We start from the raw sequence: 23024 nt of genomic DNA, 5'->3' as shown, positions 1-23024 counted from the left end.
GTTAGCGCGGAGCCGGAACCACCATGCTCCTCTCTGCCCAGGCTTCGTATTCCTTAACCATGGCAGCTACCCTATCGGGATATGTATCGGCCAGGTTATGTTGCTCAGACCGGTCGGTATTTAAATTGTACAACTCCCACCTGGCTTTATTGCCGGGTTGAATAATCTTCCAGCCATCATTACTCATCAGCGCCTTCTCATTAAAATGTTCGAACCCGATATAGGTATGCCCTTTACGTTTACCATTCTTAAAAACCGGCACCATGCTCTCGCCCTGCATCGGAAGAATTTTATTTCCCTTATAGGTGGCAGGATAGTTTGACTTAGCCAATTCCAAACTGGTAGCCATCACATCCACAATGTGACAAGGCTCGTCGGTAACCGATCCTCTGACAGCTTTAATACCGGCAGGCCAATGGGCAATCATAGGAGAACAAATCCCCCCTTCATACATTTTAGCCTTCCAGAACCGAAACGGTGTATTGGCTACGTTGGCCCATTCCGGTCCTAATGAAGCAAAGGTAGTCTCCGGTCCCGGCATTGCCTCTTTCTTTCTCGGATACACGATGGGCGTTCCGTCGCGCATCATATCCGGACGGTCGTTCTCTCCCGGTGAATAATCCTGACATACTTCCGGACTACATCCATTGTCGGACATAAACAAAATGAGGGTATTATCCAGCTCACCGGTTCTTTCCAGCTCCTGCAGCACCTTTCCGATACCCTGATCCATCCGGTCTATCATAGCCGCATGAACCGCCATGGCATGCGCATCCCACTCCCTGTCCGGGTTAGACTCCCACTCCTTGGCCGACTGACGGTTAGAAAGAAAATCGGTCTGATTACCAAAGATTCCCAACTTTTTCATTCTTTCGAAGCGAGCCTCACGAATCGTTTTCCAGCCCACCTTATACACATCCTCATACTTCTTTATATCCTCCTCCAGGGCATGCAAAGGCCAGTGGGGAGAGTGATAGGCCAGATACATAAAGAATGGTTTTTCTGACTTTGCATACCTACCGATATACGAAACCGCACTGTCAGACAATGCAATCGTACTATAGTAACCCGTAGGCACATCCTTAACCGGCTCTTCACCGTTAACCAGACTGAAGGGATCGAAATAATCCACCACCCCATAGATGGTTCCATAAAAGTTATCAAACCCGCGGTGTATAGGATAATTCTCCTTCGGAGCAAACTCTTCGTGCTGCACCTGATGCGCCAGCCACTCCCTCTGATCGGTACGTAAAGGCGTTTCAGCCACATGCCACTTCCCGATCATTCCTGTTTGATAGCCATTCTGCTTCAGTGCTTCGGCAATGGTAACCCCATTGTGCGTCATGGTACCCCTGTAACCCGGCAGATGATCGTCGAAAGTCATCCGCCCTATCCCCGCCTGGTGCGGATAGAGGCCCGTCAACAACGAGGCCCTGGTCGGACAGCTCCGTCCGGCATTATAAAACCGGCTGAAGCGCAACCCGTTCTGCGCCAACCTATCCAGATTAGGTGTATGAACCTCGCCGCCGTAGCAACCCAGATCCGAATATCCCAAATCGTCTGCCAGAATAAGAAGAATGTTCGGTCTGCCTTTAACACCCTCTTCCGCATTTTTTCCCGTTCCGCAACTCACACCCGCCGTTAAGGCAAGCGCAGCAAGCGGCATTGATCTAAACATTTTTGTCATAATTAACACAACTCTTCTTTTGAGTTAAATCTGTATTTAACTTCGTTTATTAATAACCTCTGCTAACACATGTGGTTTTCCGATCCATTCAGAAATGAATGCGAAGTAGCGACAAAATTATTAATAATCAAAATAAAACTGATCGATATGCTCTTCATTATTCAAAATTAAAAACTAAAATACATTTCGGTAAAATATAGAGGCAAAGCAGTAGCATATAATAAGATAATCCATTATATTCACAGCATAATCCATTTATAAGTGAGAACAATCACCGTAACTTTGTTTCACTTACTATGCTTTATTAAATAATATAAACATGAAAACACAAAAACTATTTTCTATCTTATTATTCCTGCTATTTATTTCTGTTCATACCTATGCTCAACCGCAACTAACTGAACCTATCCCTTCCCAGAAGCCCGGTAAATATCAGAAGAATCAGATCAAACGTAAATACGGTATGTTTATCCACTTTGGAATCAACACTTTTCATAATGAAGAATGGACCGATGGATCCAAACCGGCCGCATCTTACATGCCATCCCGCATTGATGCACGACAATGGGTGGAAACCGCCAAAAAAGCAGGAATGAAGTACATCATCCTTGTTACCAAGCATCATGAAGGATTTTGCCTGTGGGACAGCAAATATACCGAATATGATGTGGCTAATTCAGGAAATCATACCAACGTTGTAGAAGAGGTAGCCAAAGAATGCAAACGCCAGGGAATAGAGCTGGGGCTTTATTATTCGCTGTGGGACAGAACACAAAATGCCGATGTAAAAGACCTTTCGAAAGACGAAGCCTATAACAAATACATGTTAGGCCAGATAAACGAACTGATAGACATGGTACAAAAGCATACTAAAATTGTTGAATTCTGGTTCGATGGCGGATGGGAAAAGAGTAACCAACGCTGGCCGGTCCAACAACTCTACAGTACAATCAAAGCCAAAGCGCCTCAATGCCAAGTTGGAATAAACTGGAGTATCGGATTGCCCGATAATCCTGACTATCACCCTGTTCTTCCCGAAAATCAGAAAGAAGGTTTTCCAATCCGGTATTTCCCCAGCGACTTCCGGTTAGGCGATCCATACCTGCCTGCATCACCCGATCCCAAGCTGTTTACACACAATGGTAAAACCTATTACATGCCGTGGGAGTCTACTGTTTGCATCAGTGGCAAATGGTTTTACCACACCGAAGACACTACCTACAAAACGGTTGACGAACTTGCCGGTCTGTACGTGAAGGCAACCGCTCAGGATAATATATTAATATTAAATACTCCTCTAAACAGAGACGGGCAACTAAGAGAAAGGGATGTTAAACTGTTGACCGACTTAGCTAAAAAACTAAATTTAAAATGAATATGAAATTCCATTTGTTTTTATTTACCTGTATCCTGATTTGCGGCTATGCATCTGCGCAAAACATCCGACAAGTTGCCGGGATGGATCTTTCGGTTGCTTACCAGGAATACGGAGGTATAATGGCTGGAAAATCGGTTACCGGCGAAGCTGCCAGGGTAGCCGGTGTACCCTATACCAATGTGATAGGAACCCATGCCAAAAGTATTATCAAAATTGACACCCGCGGCAACGCAAGCCTGTTTACAGCTCAAATAGCCATAGCCGACAATAAAATAAACTATCAGGATACAAAATTGATCTCGTATCCATTGGTAGACGGCAAAAAGTTGTGGTATAACACAGATAAGAACAGCAAGATATTTGCCGGGCTCGAAGGACTGAACGGAAACGTAGAAAAGGGTTCCGTAGTATTTTCAATTACAGGTGATAGCAGGCAATTATACAAAAGTCCGCTTATCCGCCAAGGCGACACCCCCATTAAGGTACAGGTCAATCTTGCCGGAGTAAGGATTCTTGAGATGGTTGTTGAAGATGGTGGTGATGGGGCCAGCGGCGACCATGCACTTTGGATTGATCCGCAGATAACCTACAGTGAGATTGTACCGGTAACGGTATCAAGTAATTTTGCCGGCGAACTACCCGTTATGGATCCGCAGGTAAAGAGAAAGCTGGAACAGAAAATAGCACAGCTGCCTGTGGTGGAGCTACCCATGGAAAAGCCCGGGTTCGACTGGTTGATCAACGCAGATAAATCGGAGACTAACATATACCGTACAGCCGACAATAAAAATATCATTATAGCCAACAGCATGGTTTCGAGGGTATTCAGAATCATGCCCAATCTGGCAACCATCGATATAATAAATAAAATGACCGGAGAGAATATGCTGAGGGCCGTAGGAACCGAAGGTTCTATTCGTATTGATGGCAAAACATGGAACATCGGTGGATTGGCGGGGCAGCCCGAAAGAGGTTTTCTTAAACCCGAATGGCTGGATAAGCTAAGCACCATGCCCAACTCCTTTATGGTGGAAGATTTTGAGATCTCACCGCTGCAAGAATCCATCCCATGGGCAAGAAACAGGTGGGCTCTCAATAAACAGGCTCCATCGGGAAAGATGCTTACCTTTACCCTGCGGGGCACCAACGAACACAAAGATCTTATCATCAAATTAAACATTGTCGTGTATGATAAGATTCCGGTTATAAGGAAAGACTTTGAAATCGTAAACCAGTCTTCCCGCCCTATCAATATAGATCATTTTTGTCTGGAACAACTCGCCTTTGCCGAACCCGAATCACCCGGAGGCGGTAATCCCGATAAATTCAGATTACCAAATATCCATGTGGAAAGCGATTACGCCTGTGGCGGCGAATTCATGGAAAGAGAAACAGATATTACAGAAAAATGGGTGTCCGATCCGCTGTACACCTCGCAGCGCAATTACCCTATGGCAACACCTTGCATCCTGGAGGTGTCCCCTCCCCTTGGTCCGGATTATACCGTACAGCCCAACAAATCATTCGGTTCCTTTAAAACCTACCTGATGCCTTTCGATAGCGACGACAGGGAGCGAAAAGGATTATTTAAACGTCGTTTTCATTATTCGGTAGCTCCGTGGGCAACCGAAAATCCCATATTCATGCATCTTACCTCGTCCGATCCCTCCGTTATCCGTACCGCCATCGATCAGTGTGCCGAGACAGGATACGAGATGGTGATTATAAGCTTCGGATCCGGACTCAATGCAGAAGACGTTTCAGAAGCCAATCTGGCCAAATACAAGGCGCTGGTAGATTATGGACGAAGCAAAAATATCGAACTGGGGTGCTACTCCTTATTGTCGAGCCGATGGATAAGCGACGAGGTGGATGTGATAAATCCTAAAACGGGCAAACGTGGAGGCATGCGCTTTGGCAGTGCTCCCTGTTTGTGCAGTGATTGGGGTTACGAATACTTCGATAAGATTAAAACATTCTTTCAAAAAACCGGAATGCGCTGTTTTGAGCACGACGGCTCGTACCCGGGCGATGTATGTGCCTCTACCACTCACACCCATCATAAGGGGCTGGAAGATTCGCAATGGAACCAGTTCCATAAAATTACTGACCTCTACAAATGGATGCGTGCAGAGGGTATCTACATGAATGTACCCGACTTCTACTTCCTGAACGGAACAAACAAAACAGGTATCGGATACCGCGAAGCCAACTGGTCGCTTCCGCGCGACAGACAGATTATCCACGCCCGCCAGCTTAATTACGACGGCACATGGGACCGTATGGCATCGGCATGTTGGAGCTTTGTTCCTTTGGTAGAATACAGGGCGGCGGTGCCGAAGCCACGCTCGAACCCCTCAGTGAGCATCTGTATGAGTACAAGACACACATGATACAAAACTACGGCGCCGGGGTACAGGCCTGTTATCGCGGTCCACGGTTATACGACACACCTCAAACCAAAGAAATGGTAACAGAGGTGATACAATGGTATAAAAAATACCGGAATATCCTAAACAGCGATATCATACATTTACGGCGTCCCGATGCTCGCGACTGGGACGGACTAATGCATGTAAATCCCAACTTAAAAGAGAAGGGCTTTGCCATGTTTTACAATCCAACCGACACCGTAATGGTACGAACCATACAGCTGCCCTTGTATTACAGCGGACTTACCCAAACAGCCCGTGTACGCGAGCAAGAGGGCAAACCGGTTACTTACAGGCTGGACAGAAACTATACCATCGAGCTTAAAGTAACCATTCCAGCCAACGGATACACCTGGTATGTAATTGAACAGTAACAAATAAATTATACAGTATAACACCCTAAAGAATCATAGAATGAAGAAAAGAACAACGATGTTGCTTCTGGCAACCGCCGCTTTAACCCATGGCATATCGTGCTATGGATCAACGGCCGACTCGTCCGGTATTACCATGCCTGTACGAAACACAATAAAAATAGAAGCCTCAGACAGCAAAGAAACCATCATCGAAAAGGCATCCCATGTAGTTCCAACAGCCAATCAGCTAAGTGCCCTGCACAACGAATTTATTGCCTTTATTCATTTTGGGCCCAATACCTTTACACGTATGGAATGGGGAAACGGGATGGAAGATCCAAAGGTATTTGATCTCAAAGAGCTGGATACCGACCAATGGTGCGAAGCCATTAAAGCAGCCGGCATGAAGATGGTGATACTTACCGTTAAGCACCACGACGGATTTGTGTTGTGGCAAAGCCGCTATACAACCCACGGCATAATGAGTTCCAACTTCCGTAACGGCAAAGGCGATGTACTGAAAGACCTATCGGAATCGTGCCGTAAGTACGGACTGAAGCTGGGAGTTTACCTCTCGCCGGCCGATCTGTTTCAGATCGAGCATCCCCGGGGACTGTACGGCAACCTGAGTAAATATACCAAACGCACCATACCCCGGCAGGTAGAAGGCAGACCGTTCAGTAATAAAACAACGTTTCAGTTTGAGGTGGACGACTATAACGAATACTTCCTGAATCAGTTGTTCGAGATTCTGACCGAATACGGTCCCATACATGAAGTATGGTTCGACGGAGCCCACCCCAAAACCAAAGGCGGACAAACCTATAACTATCCGGCATGGAAAGAGCTGATTCATAAACTGGCACCCCAGGCCGTAATTTTTGGCCGCGAAGATGTACGCTGGTGCGGCAACGAATCCGGCAACACACGCAAAACCGAGTGGAACGTTATACCGTATCAGGATAACCCCAATACGATGACTCAGTTCTCCGACCTTACCGACCGCGACCTTGGTAGCCGCGAACAACTGTACAAAGGTAAGTACCTGCACTACCAACAGGCAGAAACAAACACGTCCATTCGCGAAGGCTGGTTTTACCGCGACGATACCCATCAAAGGGTGCGCAGTACAGACGATGTATTCGACATCTACGAACGGGCTGTAGGCGGAAATTCGACCTTCCTGCTTAACATTCCGCCCAACCGCGAAGGCAAATTCTCGCCAGCCGATACTAAAGTGCTCAACGAAACCGGTCAGCGTATCCGCGATACCTACAACCTCAATTTACTGGCCAATGCGGGCGGTCCGCAACAGGTGCTTGACAACAATCCCAACACCTACCTGTTCCTGGATAAGGACCCTAGGGAAATCGTACTAACCACCCCCACCCCTATAACCATCAACCGGTTCCTTATTCAGGAAGCCGTTGCCACCCATGGCGAGCGTGTAGAGCAACATACCCTGGAAGCATACATTGACGGTGGCTGGAAAGAAATTGCCCACGGAACCAACATCGGATACAAACGTATTTTACGCTTTCCACAGGTTACGACCAATAAACTACGGGTACGCTTCCCTCAGGTTCGCTTTACGCCGGCCATCAGTAATATATCCGCACACTATTACGATACCCGTCCGCCTCAGGTAACATCTCACAGAGACTATCAGGGCATGGTAACCATCCAACCTGTACAACACGAATTTAACTGGAATGCCCATGGCGAAAACATTGCTTCGAACCTGAATGCAGGCTACAAGATTTATTACACAACAGACGGGACAGAACCAACGGATAAGTCGGAACAATATAAGGAACCTTTTAGAATGGACGCAGGTCAGCTTAAAGCCGTTGCCATACTAAACAACCTTACCGGCACGGTACACACAGAACGCTATGGCTTTATAAAAAAGGAATGGAAGCTATTGCAGGCAAGCAGCGAAAGCGAAAAACATGCTGCAGTTTTGGCCTTCGACGAAAAGCCGGAAACCTATTGGTCTGCCAAAGCCTCAGGCAAACACTATCTTGCAGTAGATTTAAGCCGTACCCAAACCATTACCGGCATTGCCTATACACCCCAGAAAGAAAATGCGGAAGGCATGATTTCCAAAGGAGTCGTTCAGGTAAGCAACGATGGGAAAACATGGAAAGAGGCCGGTCGTTTTGCATTTGGCAACCTCATTAACGACCCCACCAAACGCTATTACTACCTGCCAGCATCCGTAAAAGCCCGCTACCTACGCATAGATGTATCCGAAATTGCAGCAGGAAAGAACGAGGCAAGCATCGCAGAGCTGGATATTTTTTAAAATTTCAAAGCTTAATTTGCAAGAGGGTGAATCAATAAAAGATGATTCATCCTCTTTTTATGTTATTAAAATCAATTGCTTTTAATCAGAAGTAATCAACTTTAAATTATTACATTTACGAAAGTATTCAATACTCAAACTTTATAGATTATGACTACAAAAAAGTATTATAACGGTGAAATTACTGTTGTATGGAAACCGGAAAAATGTATTCATTCCGGTATTTGTGTACGTATGTTGCCAAAGGTATATAATCCGCAGGAACGACCGTGGATAAAGCCAGAAAACGCTACAACCGCAGAGTTGATAGATCAGATTAACAATTGTCCGTCCGGCGCCCTCTCCTTCATAAGGAACGAAACGCAGAATGAGTAATAATCACATATTTATCAAAACAACTTTTTAGGTTAGAGAGGCTCACTAATAACCAATATAAAATATCCAGGTATTGTTAGTGCCCCCAAAAAAATCATAAAGTTTAGCAGAAGTACAGATTATAAAATGAAAGGAGATAAAAGATGAACTATAAGAAAATTGCATTTGTAACGCATCCGCAAGAGACCCATTGGGTAGGTGATGGATTTAAGGTACATAACTTTATCCCCGGCATACCGGGATTGGAGATGAAAGATATGGATCCGTTCATATTGCTCGACTATAATGCAAAGATGGAGGTTACACCCTCAGACACACCCCGAGGCGTGGGTGTACATCCACACCGTGGCTTCGAAACGGTAACCATAGCCTACAACGGCAAAGTGCAACACCACGATAGTGCCGGCAACGGAGGCATTATAGGCACAGGCGATGTACAGTGGATGACGGCTGCATCGGGCGTGCTTCATAAGGAGTATTACGAAAAAGAATGGTCACGACAAGGGGGTACATTCCAGATGGTACAGCTGTGGACCAACCTTCCGAAGGCTGATAAGATGTCGGCTCCGGGCTATCAGGCCATTCCAAACGAAACGATGGGCAGGTACATACTACCCGGAAACAGCGGATTTGTGGAGGTAATTGCCGGAAAATACAACGATGTTGAGGGTCCGGCCCATACCCATTCGCCCATCAGCTTGATGAACGCGCGCCTTAATCTTGGAGGCAAGGCTACGTTTTCTTTCCCCGAAAACTACAATACAGCCTTACTTGTAGTACAGGGAAGTATATTAGCTAACGAAATAGATGTGCCGGAAAACAACTTCGTAAAATTTGAGAATAAAGGAGAAGTATTTACGGTTGAAGCCACAGAACCAGACACGGTTGTGCTAATAATGAGCGGGAAACCACTCCATGAGCCCATTGTAGCCTACGGGCCATTCGTTATGAATACCAAACAGGAGATTATGCAGGCATTCGACGATCTGAATCACGGAAAGTTTGGATATCTGGAAGATTAATCGGATTAATCTTCTGCTCTCATCCTTCGTACGGCCGTATTTACTAAGGTTTGAATTTACGGGAAACAAAAAGTCCGACACTCACGGGCCGGACTTTCTTATAATAAAAAAATGAAAAATTAAATTTAAACATATTTTGTTTGTCTAGATGCAAAGGTAGAACTTGAATCTCTCTTTTGCAACCTATTACACAATGTTGTAAAACACATAATTAAAAAGTCCGACTCTCCCGAACCAGACCTTATTTCTTCATCTAAATAGCGTTCTCTAACTTATGTTCGTATAAAATAAAAACAAGATTTGGATTTCATACTTGCTGCTCAAAAAAAGCTGAATAGCAAGTGTTTATTTACAAATCTAAGTATTAAACATATTGATTACAAAAAAGGTTCATCTTTATTATAAATAACAACACTTTACAGTTGTCATTATACATCTTCAATAGTGATTTACATAAAATATTATTCAAATAACAATTAATATTTATTGTTTATCAATAAACATTTACTATGTTTGCATCAAAATATAAATCGTGGAATCATTATGAAAACAATTTCAACCGTATTTCTTCAGGCTGTAGTCGTGCTGATCGGCATACTGGCACTTGTTATTTTGATTCGGGTTCCGTTAACTGAGGGAAGAGCTACAAACTTAGACTTGCTCAGTATTTACACTGACCCATTTATCTTGTATGGATATGCCGCATCCATCGCTTTCTTTGTTGCGCTGTATAAGGCGTTCCGGTTACTTGGATATATCGGACAGAATAAAATCTTCTCGCCGGAATCCGTAAAGGCTTTAAAGGGCATAAAGTTTTGTGCTATCATACTCGGTACTTTAATTGTGGCTGCCGGAGTTTATATAAAGATATTTCACAGCAAAGAAGACGATCCTGCAGGCTTTCTTGCCATTTGTATTGTGACGACCTTTGTTTCGATCGTTGTTGCAACTGCTACGGCAATATTTGAAAAACTCTTGCAAAATGCCATTGATATGAAATCCGAAAATGACTTAACCATATAAGTCATATCAATTATAGCGAATCTTTACATGAACGACGTTAAAAAAGAATATAACTTTAAACAACATGTCAAAAACAAATAACTTCGTATTTTGGGGCTTATATATTGTGGCCTGGCTCATATTTGTGGGCTTAAGCATTGAAGCTGGAGGCTTGATAGTAAATTTCTTTTTCAGTCTGTATAAGCCTGAATTTGTCCAGAATCTTTATGAAAAGCTGGACTTATCTGAAATATATAACAGCAGTAGATCGGCTTTTTTCGGCATCTACAGTTTTATTCTAACCATTTCGATTTTAAAAGCTTTCCTATTCTACATAGTAATCAGACTAATGCAGAAAATGGATTTATCAAAACCGTTCAGCACTTTTGTTGCGACACAAATTAAACTAATTAGCTATTACACTCTTTCAATTGGGCTGCTAAGTTCCATTGCCAGTCAGTTTGCCAGATATTTAATGCATCATGGTTTTGTAACCGACAATATAAACCGATTCTGGACTGACGGTCAGGCATTTATTTTAATGGGAGCTGTAATCTATATTATTGCGACTATTTTTAAAAAAGGAGTAGATATTCAAGACGAAAACGATTTAACAGTATAAGCCATGCCAATTATAGTAAACTTAGATGTGATAATGGCAAAGCGTAAAATTTCGCTGAATGAACTTTCAGAAAGAGTCGATCTTACATTATCAAACCTCTCTATCCTAAAGACAGGAAAGGCAAAAGCAATTCGTTTCAGCACCTTAGAAGCAATTTGCAAAGCACTGGACTGCCAACCGGGAGATATTCTGGAGTACGTAAACGACGAAAAATAATATATGATTCGTTTAGACCTGTAGTTCGTCATACGTGCCACCTGGACAGGCATATTATGACACTCCAGGTCTTTCGTTTTGCTACGATGCATCATTGTGGCAGGGGTGCTTTGACTTATATTCATCCGGTGCTCAAGTGATAATTTTAGTGACATACGCATCTATTTTTTATGTGTTAATTAAATCTTTTCGTTACGTAACAATGCAAAGATAGCCTTTAACACTGACTGCCTGTGCGAAACAGACGCTTATGTCCGGATAGTGCAGTTTATGGGAGAATATGTCCGAAATCAGCAAAAAAGATACTTTTATTTCCGAAATATCTCCTCAATAATTTGCCAATATAAATAATTATACGTATATTTGATTATGATAATCGCAATCAAAATACGGATGAAAAACACAGAAGAAATTCCTGTCAAGAGTTACTCGTTGTCTGAACTCAGCCAATTGTACTCACCCACTCTTTCGCTTTCGGCTGCCACCAAACAGCTGCTTCGCTGGATGCTAAGGCATCCTAACCTTATTCCCCGTCTGCATGAGACAGGATGGCAAAAAGGGCAACGACGGTTCAGTTCCAAACAAATCTCTCTGCTGTTCGACTGCATCGGGCCACCTTAAGCACCCTAAAAGAGCGTACAGAAATACAGATATCCATCCGTTTTCAATCCTATATCTTTGGCTTTCCAATCATATATCTTTGAAGTTTCATTCCTATATCTTTGAAAGTTCATTCCTATATCTTTGATTTGTCAAACATATATCTTTGAAAACAGGATCAGGTATCATTCAAAAACGCTCTTTTATCTCTGGGAAACATTCCTTTTACAAAACTAAAACACAGGCATGTGCTAATGCAGAATAAATTTCAATATGACAATAATACTTAAAATACACCTTTAATCTCTGGCTATGTGTGAATTTATATTAAATAAAGACGATTACGGCTTCGTTTTGATCTACAAAATATGTAATCAGAATCAGCCTACTTTGAAGCACCTCAAAGAGCGTATAAATGACCTTACTGACATACGTTTAAAAAAGACAATCATCCTGCGGATTATCTCCTGGGCATTCGAAAACACTGAGCACACCTCCAGGCACTGGAAGCAGCTTTCTACCGGCTTTTTGGCTGAGTTCGGTAAAGAGATAAGCAGCTATGTTTGCACGGAAGCAGACAATAAGCCGATCCATATTCAACGTAACAAGAGGATGTTACTCTACTATTGCGTATCTCAGCTGCTGGGCGACGGAGTGTTTGGAGACTGCTCCATAAACAGGATGGTAAGCTTCTTGCAAACCAATTTTGTTCTCAACGCAAAAGATGCTCACATCTACAACTGCCTACATAAATTCAAGAAAAACAAAGAGATAAACCTGATTCGAAATATCGAAATTATGATTAGTATAGCATACAAAGAAACTGGCTGAAAAGAGCTGAGAATGGAAAAAGCAATCTTATATCGTTTTTCTCCAAAAGCCGCATCAGTAAAGGGATTTAACTTTTAAAAATATGAGAATCTTCCATTTTTTATTATCCAATCTTTTAACTGTTCTTTGTCGGTGGTTCCTGAGTTGCAGCGGCAACGGATTTAGGGTTTTAAAGCGTAGCCTTTTACAGAAATATTCTTTATATATTAATATAGGGCTTGTGATTCGGCTTGTGAGTGACCCCCTCAAAACCCGCATCAATCCAGAGAAAAGGTATGTGAATCGGCTTGTGGCAATTCAGGGACTAAAAGAGTGAAATTTGTTAAACACTTAAATATCAACGTTATGAGTAATTTTAAACTAAAATATTTAGACAGTCTGCTGGAGTCGGACTACATCCTATCGCCACAAAAAGTGGTGAACGACCTTTGGGGGTCCAATGCCCAAGAGAAAATGGAGTTTTCATACGATGCACAAGAAGAGAAACGACGAAAGTCTATGTCCAATGCCCAAGAGAGGATGGAGTTTTCTTTGTCAGAAAAATTTCTTCAAATTAAAAAAAGTTGCTGACATACTGTTGTCATTCATACCATGTATTTTTGCCAATGAATTAATAAATATCAAACATTATGAAACTAACGTCTTACCTCGTTTTCAATGGTCAGGCCGAAGAGGCTGCCAACTTCTATGCCGATGTGCTGGGAGGAAAAATCGATAACCTTTACCGCTACGAGTCTATGCCTCCCACACCTGAAATGCCGGTGCCTGAAGAGTGCAAACAAATGATTCTGCATTGTTGCATCGCTTTCCCCGGAGGATCGATGGCCATGGCCGACTCGTTGCCGCACGATAAGCGCAACTTCGGTAACCGGGGACATATGCTTACGCTGGCATGCGACTCCACCGCCCAGACCGAAGAGGTGTATGCCAAACTCACACAGGGTGCACAGAAGATAGAATGTCCTCTTACAGAAACCTTTTTTGCCAAACAATATGCCGAGGTAATCGACCGCTACGGCGTGCTTTGGGCAATAATGTATTCCGAAGAATAATTCGCAGCCATGAACCGACTCGACCGCATATCGGCATTACTCGTACAGTTACAGTCGCGCCCCGTTGTAAGGGCGTCCGAAATGGCCCAACGTTTCGAGGTAAGCTTACGCACCATTTACCGTGATATGCATACCCTCACTGAAGCTGGAGTGCCAATATGCGGCGATTCGGGTATCGGTTACTCTTTGGTTGATGGCTATAAATTACCCTCGCTTATGTTCACGAAGGAAGAGGCGATGGCTTTTCTAACTGCCGAGAAAATTATCGAGCAAATCACCGATACCCAGAACAGCATATATTTCCGTCAGGGAATGGATAAAATCAGAGCGGCATTGCGGACAGTCGACAAAAATTATATTCACGAAATGGGTGATGCCATCACAGTATATAAAAGTCGCAATGCACGGGAAAGTCTACCCAATCTCTTGCAGATAATTTTGAGCAGCATTAACGATAAACTGATCATTGAGATTGATTACACCAATGCCGACGAGAATAAGAGCAGGAGATTGCTGGAAGCAGTTGGCGTCACGTATTCCTATCCCAACTGGTATCTATCAGCCTGGTGCCATTTAAGAGAAGAATACCGGATGTTCAGGATCGACCGCATTGAAAATATCGAGACGAAAGCGGATAAGCATACCAAGATTCATCCGCCATTGGAGTCGCTGCTTGGGGCAGATGATGCCCAGTGCCTTACAGAGGTTGTATTGCATACAAGCAAAGAGGTATCCAGATATAATGCCGACAGATGTTATTTTATGGGGCTGACCGGCGAGAAGGAACTTGCCGACGGACAAATAGAGCAAACCTATATGGCGTATTCGCTCGCCCCCCTGGCAAGATGGGTATTGGCGAATACGGATACAACAACCGTGATCAGTCCGATTGAAGTAAAAAATATTATCAGACAAATCATTAAAAAATTAGACTTATGAAGATAAATAGTTCAGAGATTAAAAATCTAAATCCCATCAACACCATAGCAATTTCACACATCGGAACTTATGCTGGTATTGCAGGCGCATTTGAGAAACTTGCCGCATGGGCGGGTGCAAACAACCTTTGGGCTGCCTCCCCCAGAATGGCAGGCGTATATCATGACGATCCGATGCAAACTCCGGCTGAAAAATTACGTTCGGACGCATGTCTGGAAAATATCTCCGGAATTGAACCCGGCGAAGGAATGAAGCACTATACGATAAGCGGAGGCAAGTATTTTGTGATGCAGGTAGAAGTAACCATGTCCGAATACGGAGAAGCGTGGAAAAAAGCAGATGAGGCTTTTCTTGAAAAGGGATATGAAAATGACATGCGCGATCATTATGAACTATACCTGGGCTGCGCCGGAGATACTCAAGATGCCGATGCACCTTGGATAGTAGAGATATGCATCCCGGTGAAATAACCGGCGAAATACAAGTAACTGAAGTAAATACAATGAGTATATTTACTTCAGTTATTGAGTAAATTATAATATATATCTGAAAAACCCTATTTTAAGAAAGTTGCAAGTAGATTTAAAGTAACCGAAAGTTTATTTCAAACCTTGTTTAGGTATATACGGCAGTTTGAGCCGGCAACTATTCATTTTCTTGTATTTTAACTCAGAATGTTTTATTAATCCATGATGGCTCAAAAACTAACTACCCAAAACACTGACAATCAGAGTAAAATAAGTCAATCTGTGGGAGCAAAAACGGCTTTCAAGAAGCTCCACGAATAAGCCACGTGAAGACTGCTCTAAACTGCTATTTTTTGCCTAAGTGAGGAAAAAGAAAAAGCCCTGTAATCATTGAATTACAGAGCTTTACTTTATTTTGCTTCTTTCGAAAGCGGTCCGGACGGATTATGAACTTAATACATCAGACCGTTAATATTCAGTGAATTATCTTCTCAAAGATCTCTATGGGGTACAAATTAGGTTAGTTCCCATTTCTGCTCTTTATTTTGGCAGTTCTGGCTACTATTGTCCGCAATTTGTCTGCATAAAACTCAGGTTCAAAGTTACAACTTATTTTTGAATCAACAACTATTCTGAATCACAATATCTTAATATTGGTGCAAGGTGCAAGTTTATCTATATATAGATACTTGCACCTTGCACTAATGCAGCCTTGTCCTATGATTGTATGATAAATTGAATGTTATACGATTTAGTTTAAATAAAAACGCTATATTTGCATCTAATAACATCAAATGTTTGACTAAATAAGACAAGTATGTCAGAGAGAAAAGTCACAAATAGAATTAAGGTCGTTTTAGCTGAAAAAGGCAAAACCAATCGCTGGCTTGCGGAGAGAATAGCTAAAAATGAAACAACCATATCCCGATGGTGTTCTAACAAAGCGCAGCCCTCGGTAGAGGTGTTCGGGCTTATAGCGGAAGCATTGGATGTGGATGTGAGAGTGTTATTTAATACGACTAAAGAGTAATACCTGCCGAAGCATGAAGATATTAGATAACAAGCAAGGCCGGACGGTCGAGAATGAATTATCACAGAGAATAGACAATAGCACGATTGTCTCTATTAGTACCGGGATGTTCAGCATCTATGCTTTTTATCTTTTGCGTGAAAAGATGAAACATGTCAAGGGGCTAAACATTTTACTTTTGACCAATCCGCAAACAAATAAAGCAAATGGAGTCTCCATTGCGATGGATAATTCATTTTGGGGTGCGACTGAGGAGGGAGAGCTTAAAAGACAACTGCTGTTGAGAACGGCAGCCGAAGAGTGCAGCCGTATCCTTGAAAGAAGCCGCATCCGTGCGCTTAAAGTTCCCAATGCTTTTGGATTTAAGTTGATTTTTGTTGAAAAAGAGAATGAAGGTTGTGTGATTCATTCAGGGATGGCAGATTTCAGTGCAGACACCTTAGGTTTTATCGGCGCTAAAAATCCGCAGCAACATATTTTACAAGACGGGAATAATGAAGTTGTCCAACTCAAACAGATATATGATCAGACTTGGACGGACTCAACCCTGACTAAGGAGATCACAAAATTGGCTATTGAAGAACTGAAAAAGGGATATAGGGATTATTCTCCCGATTCAGTCTATTACATGATATTGCACCATCTGTTCCACTACTCTATCGTTGACTTTGCCGACGATAAGATCTTTAAATCCAAGACCGGCTTTAAGGAAAAGGAGATTTGGAAAAAGCTCTACAAATTTCAGCAAGATGGAGTAATGGGAGCCATTGAGAAGATAGAGAAGTATGGCGGTTGTATCATAGCTGATAGTGTGGGGCTGGGTAAAACCTTTGAGGCACTTGCCGTTATCAAATATTATGAATTGCGAAACGACCGGGTGCTTGTTCTTTGTCCCAAAAAATTGCGCGACAACTGGACGGTTTATACACAGAATGACAAACGCAACATTCTTATCAACGACCGTTTCAACTACGATGTATTATGTCACACCGACTTAACCCGTCTTCGTGGAAAGTCGGGCGATATAGACCTTGCCGCTATCAATTGGGCAAACTACGACTTGGTGGTCATTGACGAATCACACAATTTCCGGAATAATTATCCCTCTAAAGGCGAAATGACCCGTTATGCCCGAATGATGAATGAAGTCATCAAAAAGGGTGTAAAAACAAAACTGTTGATGCTTTCGGCGACACCGGTGAACAACCGGATGAATGATCTCAAAAACCAAATATCGTTTATCACGGAAGGCGACGACAGCGTATTCGAAGAAGAGGGCATAGATAATATATCCAACGTAATGAAGCTGGCGCAGCGGCAGTTTTCCGATTGGGCAAAATATTCGGATCGGAATATAAACGAGTTGTTCGACCGGTTGGATAATCGTTATTTCAAACTATTGGACATGCTTACTATCGCCCGTTCACGCAAGCATATCGTGAAATATTACGATTCGGCGGATGTGGGAAGGTTTCCGACCCGTCTGAGACCGATAAACGAAAAAACCGATATCGACAGTGAACAACTGTTTCCTTCGTTACGTAACATCAACAATGCTATTCGGAAGCTGAATCTGGCAAATTACTCGCCCGTATCTTCACTGAAAGAGGAGAAAAAAGCGGAATATGCGGCAAAATATGACTATCAGTTGAGTACGGGAAGTGTTTTTACGCAGTCCGACCGGGAAAAGAACTTAGTTGACCTTATGCGGGTGAATTACCTGAAACGGATGGAGAGTTCCATTTATTCTTTTTATCTGAGTGTAAAAGCGCTATTAGAGCAAGTCAATCAAAATTTATACAAGATAGAACATATATCCGAATTGTCGGATAAATCCATTACCATAGATAATGTTGATATAGAAGAGGATGAAAGTGATTATTTGATTGGCAACAAGGTAAAAGTATTACTTCAAGATATTGATTTGGTAAAATGGCGACAAGAGTTAGAATACGACCGCGATACACTTACAAAGCTAATGGAGAGTGCCGCCACCATATCGGCTGCTCGTGATGAAAAACTGACACGACTGAAAGAGGTCATCGCCCGCAAAATAGAAAACCCGATCAACGAAGACAATAAAAAAGTCATTGTTTTTACCGCTTTTGCGGATACGGCTACCTATCTTTATCAAGAATTGTCAGAATGGATATTGGATGAATATGGCTTATTTACCGCTTTGATAAAAGGAAGCGGGACAAATAAAACAAACTTCCCTGATATAGAAAGGAAAGAGATGAACGAACTGCTTACTCATTTCTCGCCTTATTCAAAAGAGCGTGATAAAACCTATCCGAATGTCAAAAGAGAGATAGACCTGCTCATTGCCACCGATTGTATTTCGGAAGGACAAAACCTGCAAGATTGTGACTATTTGGTAAACTATGATATTCATTGGAATCCGGTGCGTATCATTCAACGTTTCGGTCGTATCGACCGCTTAGGCTCCAAGAATGAACAAATCCAGTTGGTCAATTTCTGGCCGAATATGGAGCTGAATGAATATATCAACTTAGAGAGCCGGGTGAAAGGGAAGATGGTCTTACTCGATATTTCCGCTACCGGAGAGGAGAATCTCATAGAGATGAACGAAAACGACGAAATGACCGATTTGGAATATCGTCGTAAACAGTTGGAGCAACTCCAAAGTACAGTACTCGATTTGGAAGACATTCAAGGAGGAATAACCATTACAGACACCAACATGAACGATTTCCGAATGGATATTATGGAATACGAGAAAAACCACCTTGCCGATTTGCAGGATATTCCGTTGGGCGTCCATACCGTGGTCGAAATAGACGATGAAGATATACCGCCCGGCACTATTTTCTGTATGCGTAGCTCTGTACAACAAAAAGGCCAAAGTCTGTTGGCTCCCTATTATTTGGTGTATATGGGCGAAGATGGAGAAACGGTTTTAGGCTATATGCAGGGAAAACGTTGTCTGGATTACCTGAAAAAACTGTGTCAGGGCAAAACGGAAGTGCTGGCAGAGTTAGCGCAACAACTGAAAAGAGAGACAAAGAACTATGCCAATATGAAAGCCTATTCGTCCGCTTTTCAGTTAGCCATTGAGAGCGTTATCGGTAAATCGCAAGAGGTAGGTGCTGCTTCGTTTTTCTCTACAGAATTAGTTTCGCTCAATGCCGAAGGGGTTACCTCACAAAGCGATTTTGATATTGTGGCATTTGTTGTTGTCAAGCGGAAATAATTCTTTATCTTTGTCCGAAATCTACCGAATATTTCGGACAATATTATTGGGGTTTAATAATGGAAGAGAATATTTCACAAAAAGTTAGAGATCGAGTAACTCGCTTTAAGAAAGGCGACTTGTTCACTGTGCGTGATTTTGAAGATTTAAATAATGATAGCCTTGTTACCCGAACGTTATCCCGTCTGCAAAATGAAGGCATCATTGTTCGTGTGGCAACCGGCATCTATATGAATCCCATAAAAACGCAATTTGGTGTTCTGCACCCTACGATTGACCAAATTGCCCACAAAATAGCCGAACGAGACAGGGCTCAGATTATGCCAACCGGTGATACTGCCTTAAATATTTTGGGCTTTTCTACTCAAGTACCGATGAACGCCGTATATATTACCAACGGAGCTAAGCGAAAAGTGCAAGTTGGCGAAAGAAATATTATTTTCAAAAATGTTGTTCAGAAAAACTTTCAATTCAAGGGTAAGCTTCTGCCATTGATAATTATTGCACTAAAAGAACTTGGAGAAAATCAGGTAACGGACGAAATAAAGGACAAAATAAGTAAGCTTCTTTCGGAGAGTGATGCCGAAGAGCGAGCAACAATGATGCACGATTTATACCTGTCGCCGGTATGGATGAAAGAATTGCTATTACCAATCATAAAAACAGTAACAGAATGAGTATTTGGCTGAATTATAGCGAAGATGAAAAAATGGTTTTGCTACAACAAACAGCAGTGGCCAGAAAAATTTCAGCAGAACAGGCAATTGAAAAGGATTGGTGGGTAACGGCCATTTTGGCAGCATTGTCAAAATCTTCGTGGGCGGATTTTCTGCAATTCAAGGGCGGAACTTCCCTCAGTAAAGCGTGGGGATTGATTAGTCGCTTCAGTGAAGATATAGATTTGACTATAAGTCGTTCGTTTTTCGATCTACCTGAAGAAACCAATCAGCAACGAACAAAAATTCGCCGAGAAGCTTTCCATTACATAGAAGAGAAGTTGCTCCCCGAGTTAGATGGTATACTTTCTTCAGAAGGAATAACAGGTTATAAAATTGAGCTTGTTACAAAAAACAGTAGCGATATGGTAACTTTAGTAGAAGTAAAATACAAAAGTATTCTTCCGACTAAAATAGATTACCTCCTTCCGGTTGTCAAGATTGAGTTCAGTGCCATGTCTCTTGACGAGCCGTTTGAAAATCGAGAAATTGCAACGCTTATCCATTCCCGGTTTCCTGAAATTGATAGCGAAATAAAGTCACTTTTTAAGTCCGTATTACCGGAACGTACCTTTTTGGAAAAAATATTCTTGTTGCACGAGGAGTATCAAAAGGAAAATCCACGCACGGATAGGATGTCAAGACATTTATACGATTTGGAAAAGATGATGGATAGCTCTTTCGCTCAATCAGCGTTGCAAGATACGGACTTATACAAAGCCGTTGTCAGTCATCGTCAAAAGTTCAACAGCATAAAGGATGTTGACTATACAACACACGAACCTGTTCAGATCCGGATTTGTCCTCCCGACCACTTGATGGGGAGTTGGAGAAAAGATTACGAAAACATGAAAGAGAGTTTCATTTATGATAAAGAGAAAAAAACATTCGATAAAATTATCGAGAGGATGGAAGAGCTTACCGGCAGGATAAGAAAAATCAACCTATAATGATAGAGTACTTCAACATACCGTCCGGGGCATTAATCAATACGCCTATCAGCAAAAAACTTTTTGCCGAGAAAGCGCCTTTGTCTTCCGGGGAAAAACGATTGTTGCGTGAAGAGATAGAAAAGCTCACGATGAAAGGTTTATTGCAGACCCGCACCATTGGATTGGCTGCATACATGGATGATGAACAGGCTTACGACCAAATCACCATTGCCGAAGCAAGTATCAAGAATCCGGCTAAAGCGATGCCGGTAGCTACCATGGTACAGAAAGCCTTTCCTGCTCCGATGTTTTTAGTGATTCATTGTGGCGAAAGTTTTTGTGTGAATTGGTGCGTAAAACGAATCAATCAGGCGGATAAAACAAGGCGGGTGATGGAAGAACATCAAATAACCCGTTTCTTTGTACCTGAAGGCGACGATAGCATTATCCGTGCTTGGTTGCCTTCGTTAGATATAACACGCATCCGCTGTAATTCACTGAAAGAACTATTCGAAGCCTTGGCAAACCGCCTGTTGATGCTGGCAGTTTCCGACGAGGCAGGTATCTATCTCGAAAGCGACAGGCAGAAAACAGAGCAATACCGTGTCTTGCTGGAACAGTTAAATACCAACCGCATGGAACAAAAACGAATAACCGCTGAAGTAAAAGCGGAAACGCAATTCAACCTCCGTTTAAAGCTGACAACAAAACTGAAAGAGTTACAACAACAAGAAAAAATATTGAAAAATCAATTGATATAGCTATGCAAAAGACAAACATACCGCAAGCCGAGAGCAAAAGTGCCGACTTGGTTGCACAAAATCTGGAACAACTCAAACAGATTTTCCCCGAAGTTATCAAAGAGGGAAAGGTCGATTTTGAAGCCCTCAACGACTTGTTGGGTAATTATGCTGATACAGCCGAAGAGCGTTTTGCACTCAATTGGGCCGGCAAAGCCAACGCACGCCGTGAAGCACAAAAGCGAAGCACCGGCACACTGCGCCCTTGCCCCGAAGAGAGCGTGGATTGGGATACGACCGACAATCTCTACATTGAAGGCGACAACCTGGAGGTGTTAAAGCTGCTGCAAAAGAGCTACCACAGCCGTGTAAAGATGATTTACATCGATCCGCCCTACAATACAGGAAAAGACTTTGTATATAAAGACAACTACAAGGATAATATGAAAAACTACCTCGAGCTAACGGGGCAGGACAAGAAACTATCTACCAATACCGAAAGCGACGGACGCTACCACTCCAACTGGCTCAATATGATGTATCCACGGTTGAAATTGGCACGCAACCTGCTGACAGAGGATGGGGTGATATTTATCTCCATTGATGATAATGAAGTAGCGAATTTGAGGAAGGTTTGTGATGAGATTATGGGGGAGGAGAATTTTGTATTTCAGATCGCTTGGAGAAGGACAGACAATCAATCTAATATTGGAAACATAGCAAAAGTAAAAGAATATATTGCTTGTTATGCTAAATCAGGTAGTAATGTATCTGTTGGAAAGTTACCATTATCTGAAAAGGCAAAGAATGAATATCGTTATGAAGACAAAAAAGGCTTGTTCCGTAGAGATATTTTATTTCACAAAACTCGAGGTCGTCATTATTTTGAAGTAAAAACAAAAAGTGGTAATATTCTTAATGGACCTTGGATGATTAAAAAAGAAGATTTTCAAAAACTTGATGCCGAAGATGGAATCTACTGGACAAGCGGAGGAGACGAACAGCCTTATGGGAAAATTTATCTTTCCGAAAGTCAAGGACAAATACCCAATGATTTTTGGGGAATCGAATATGGAACAAATCAACGAGCGAGTTTAGAAGTTGA

At 42.4% G+C, this 23024-nt stretch carries 20 protein-coding genes and 1 pseudogene; 20 read left to right on the top strand and 1 reads right to left on the bottom strand.

The genetic code is table 11. The features are described 5' to 3' along the window. Position 1: 1 nt before the first annotated feature. A complete protein-coding gene (locus tag F5613_RS00105) occupies positions 2-1687 on the bottom strand; it encodes an arylsulfatase (protein ID WP_394353423.1) in 1686 nt (561 codons plus the stop codon). A gap of 319 nt (positions 1688-2006) precedes the next feature. Between F5613_RS00105 and F5613_RS00100 the strand changes: the two genes are divergently transcribed. From F5613_RS00100 to F5613_RS00005, 20 genes and pseudogenes are all read left to right on the top strand, one after another. Next, the gene (locus F5613_RS00100) at positions 2007-3062 is read left to right on the top strand and encodes an alpha-L-fucosidase (RefSeq protein ID WP_179398218.1); all 1056 of its coding nucleotides are present in this window, start codon (positions 2007-2009) and stop codon (positions 3060-3062) included. Beyond that, positions 3059-5871: pseudogene (locus F5613_RS00095) on the top strand (NPCBM/NEW2 domain-containing protein). The gene F5613_RS00100 and the pseudogene F5613_RS00095 overlap by 4 nt, the downstream one beginning before the upstream one ends. A 40-nt stretch (positions 5872-5911) precedes the next feature. Further along, positions 5912-8161 (top strand): alpha-L-fucosidase, encoded by a 2250-nt coding sequence (locus F5613_RS00090; protein WP_179398217.1) that lies wholly within the window; start codon positions 5912-5914, stop codon positions 8159-8161. Positions 8162-8311: 150 nt separating this feature from the next. Further along, entirely contained in the window at positions 8312-8536 is a 225-nt protein-coding gene (locus F5613_RS00085) for a (4Fe-4S)-binding protein (protein WP_179398216.1), read from the top strand. Positions 8537-8679: 143 nt separating this feature from the next. Further along, complete coding sequence (locus tag F5613_RS00080) at positions 8680-9558, top strand: pirin family protein (RefSeq protein ID WP_179398215.1); 879 nt, start codon at positions 8680-8682, stop codon at positions 9556-9558. 543 nt (positions 9559-10101) lie between these two features. Next, positions 10102-10581, top strand: coding sequence for a DUF2975 domain-containing protein (locus tag F5613_RS00075; protein WP_179398214.1), 480 nt, complete (start codon positions 10102-10104; stop codon positions 10579-10581). Positions 10582-10645: 64 nt separating this feature from the next. After that, positions 10646-11182 carry a DUF2975 domain-containing protein gene (locus F5613_RS00070; protein ID WP_179398213.1) on the top strand — a complete coding sequence of 179 codons (537 nt, stop codon included), beginning with the start codon at positions 10646-10648 and terminating at the stop codon, positions 11180-11182. Positions 11183-11185: 3 nt separating this feature from the next. Continuing rightward, the gene (locus tag F5613_RS00065; RefSeq protein ID WP_079683051.1) at positions 11186-11398 is read left to right on the top strand and encodes a helix-turn-helix domain-containing protein; all 213 of its coding nucleotides are present in this window, start codon (positions 11186-11188) and stop codon (positions 11396-11398) included. A gap of 393 nt (positions 11399-11791) precedes the next feature. Next, positions 11792-12019 carry a DUF4248 domain-containing protein gene (locus tag F5613_RS00060; RefSeq protein ID WP_179398212.1) on the top strand — a complete coding sequence of 76 codons (228 nt, stop codon included), beginning with the start codon at positions 11792-11794 and terminating at the stop codon, positions 12017-12019. A gap of 291 nt (positions 12020-12310) precedes the next feature. Further along, positions 12311-12829: a hypothetical protein gene (locus F5613_RS00055; protein WP_179398211.1), complete on the top strand. Its 519-nt coding sequence runs from the start codon at positions 12311-12313 to the stop codon at positions 12827-12829. A 345-nt stretch (positions 12830-13174) separates the two neighbouring features. Further along, positions 13175-13399, top strand: coding sequence for a hypothetical protein (locus F5613_RS00050; protein ID WP_179398210.1), 225 nt, complete (start codon positions 13175-13177; stop codon positions 13397-13399). Positions 13400-13458: 59 nt separating this feature from the next. Next, positions 13459-13881 (top strand): VOC family protein, encoded by a 423-nt coding sequence (locus F5613_RS00045; protein ID WP_068180083.1) that lies wholly within the window; start codon positions 13459-13461, stop codon positions 13879-13881. 9 nt (positions 13882-13890) lie between these two features. Beyond that, complete coding sequence (locus F5613_RS00040) at positions 13891-14820, top strand: helix-turn-helix transcriptional regulator (protein ID WP_179398209.1); 930 nt, start codon at positions 13891-13893, stop codon at positions 14818-14820. Beyond that, a complete protein-coding gene (locus F5613_RS00035) occupies positions 14817-15290 on the top strand; it encodes an AraC family transcriptional regulator (protein ID WP_179398208.1) in 474 nt (157 codons plus the stop codon). The genes F5613_RS00040 and F5613_RS00035 overlap by 4 nt, the downstream gene beginning before the upstream one ends. Positions 15291-16104: 814 nt before the next feature. Continuing rightward, complete coding sequence (locus F5613_RS00030) at positions 16105-16317, top strand: helix-turn-helix transcriptional regulator (protein ID WP_179398207.1); 213 nt, start codon at positions 16105-16107, stop codon at positions 16315-16317. 13 nt (positions 16318-16330) lie between these two features. Continuing rightward, positions 16331-19531 (top strand): helicase-related protein, encoded by a 3201-nt coding sequence (locus tag F5613_RS00025; RefSeq protein ID WP_179398206.1) that lies wholly within the window; start codon positions 16331-16333, stop codon positions 19529-19531. 59 nt (positions 19532-19590) lie between these two features. Further along, entirely contained in the window at positions 19591-20208 is a 618-nt protein-coding gene (locus F5613_RS00020; RefSeq protein ID WP_179398205.1) for a DUF6088 family protein, read from the top strand. Then, positions 20160-21197, top strand: a complete 1038-nt coding sequence (locus F5613_RS00015; RefSeq protein WP_246303299.1) for a nucleotidyl transferase AbiEii/AbiGii toxin family protein — start codon at positions 20160-20162, stop codon at positions 21195-21197. Before F5613_RS00020 ends, F5613_RS00015 begins: the two co-directional genes overlap by 49 nt. After that, positions 21197-21940 carry a DUF4391 domain-containing protein gene (locus F5613_RS00010; RefSeq protein WP_179398204.1) on the top strand — a complete coding sequence of 248 codons (744 nt, stop codon included), beginning with the start codon at positions 21197-21199 and terminating at the stop codon, positions 21938-21940. The genes F5613_RS00015 and F5613_RS00010 overlap by 1 nt, the downstream gene beginning before the upstream one ends. Before the next feature lie 2 nt (positions 21941-21942). Continuing rightward, a partial coding sequence (locus tag F5613_RS00005; RefSeq protein WP_179398203.1) for a site-specific DNA-methyltransferase occupies positions 21943-23024 on the top strand: 1082 nt, incomplete at its 3' end.

It is taken from the genome of Macellibacteroides fermentans, from assembly GCF_013409575.1.
Lineage (GTDB): Bacteria > Bacteroidota > Bacteroidia > Bacteroidales > Tannerellaceae > Macellibacteroides > Macellibacteroides fermentans.
The sequence above is the reverse complement of the archived record's forward strand: the minus strand, read 5'-3'. Positions and strand labels throughout refer to the sequence as shown.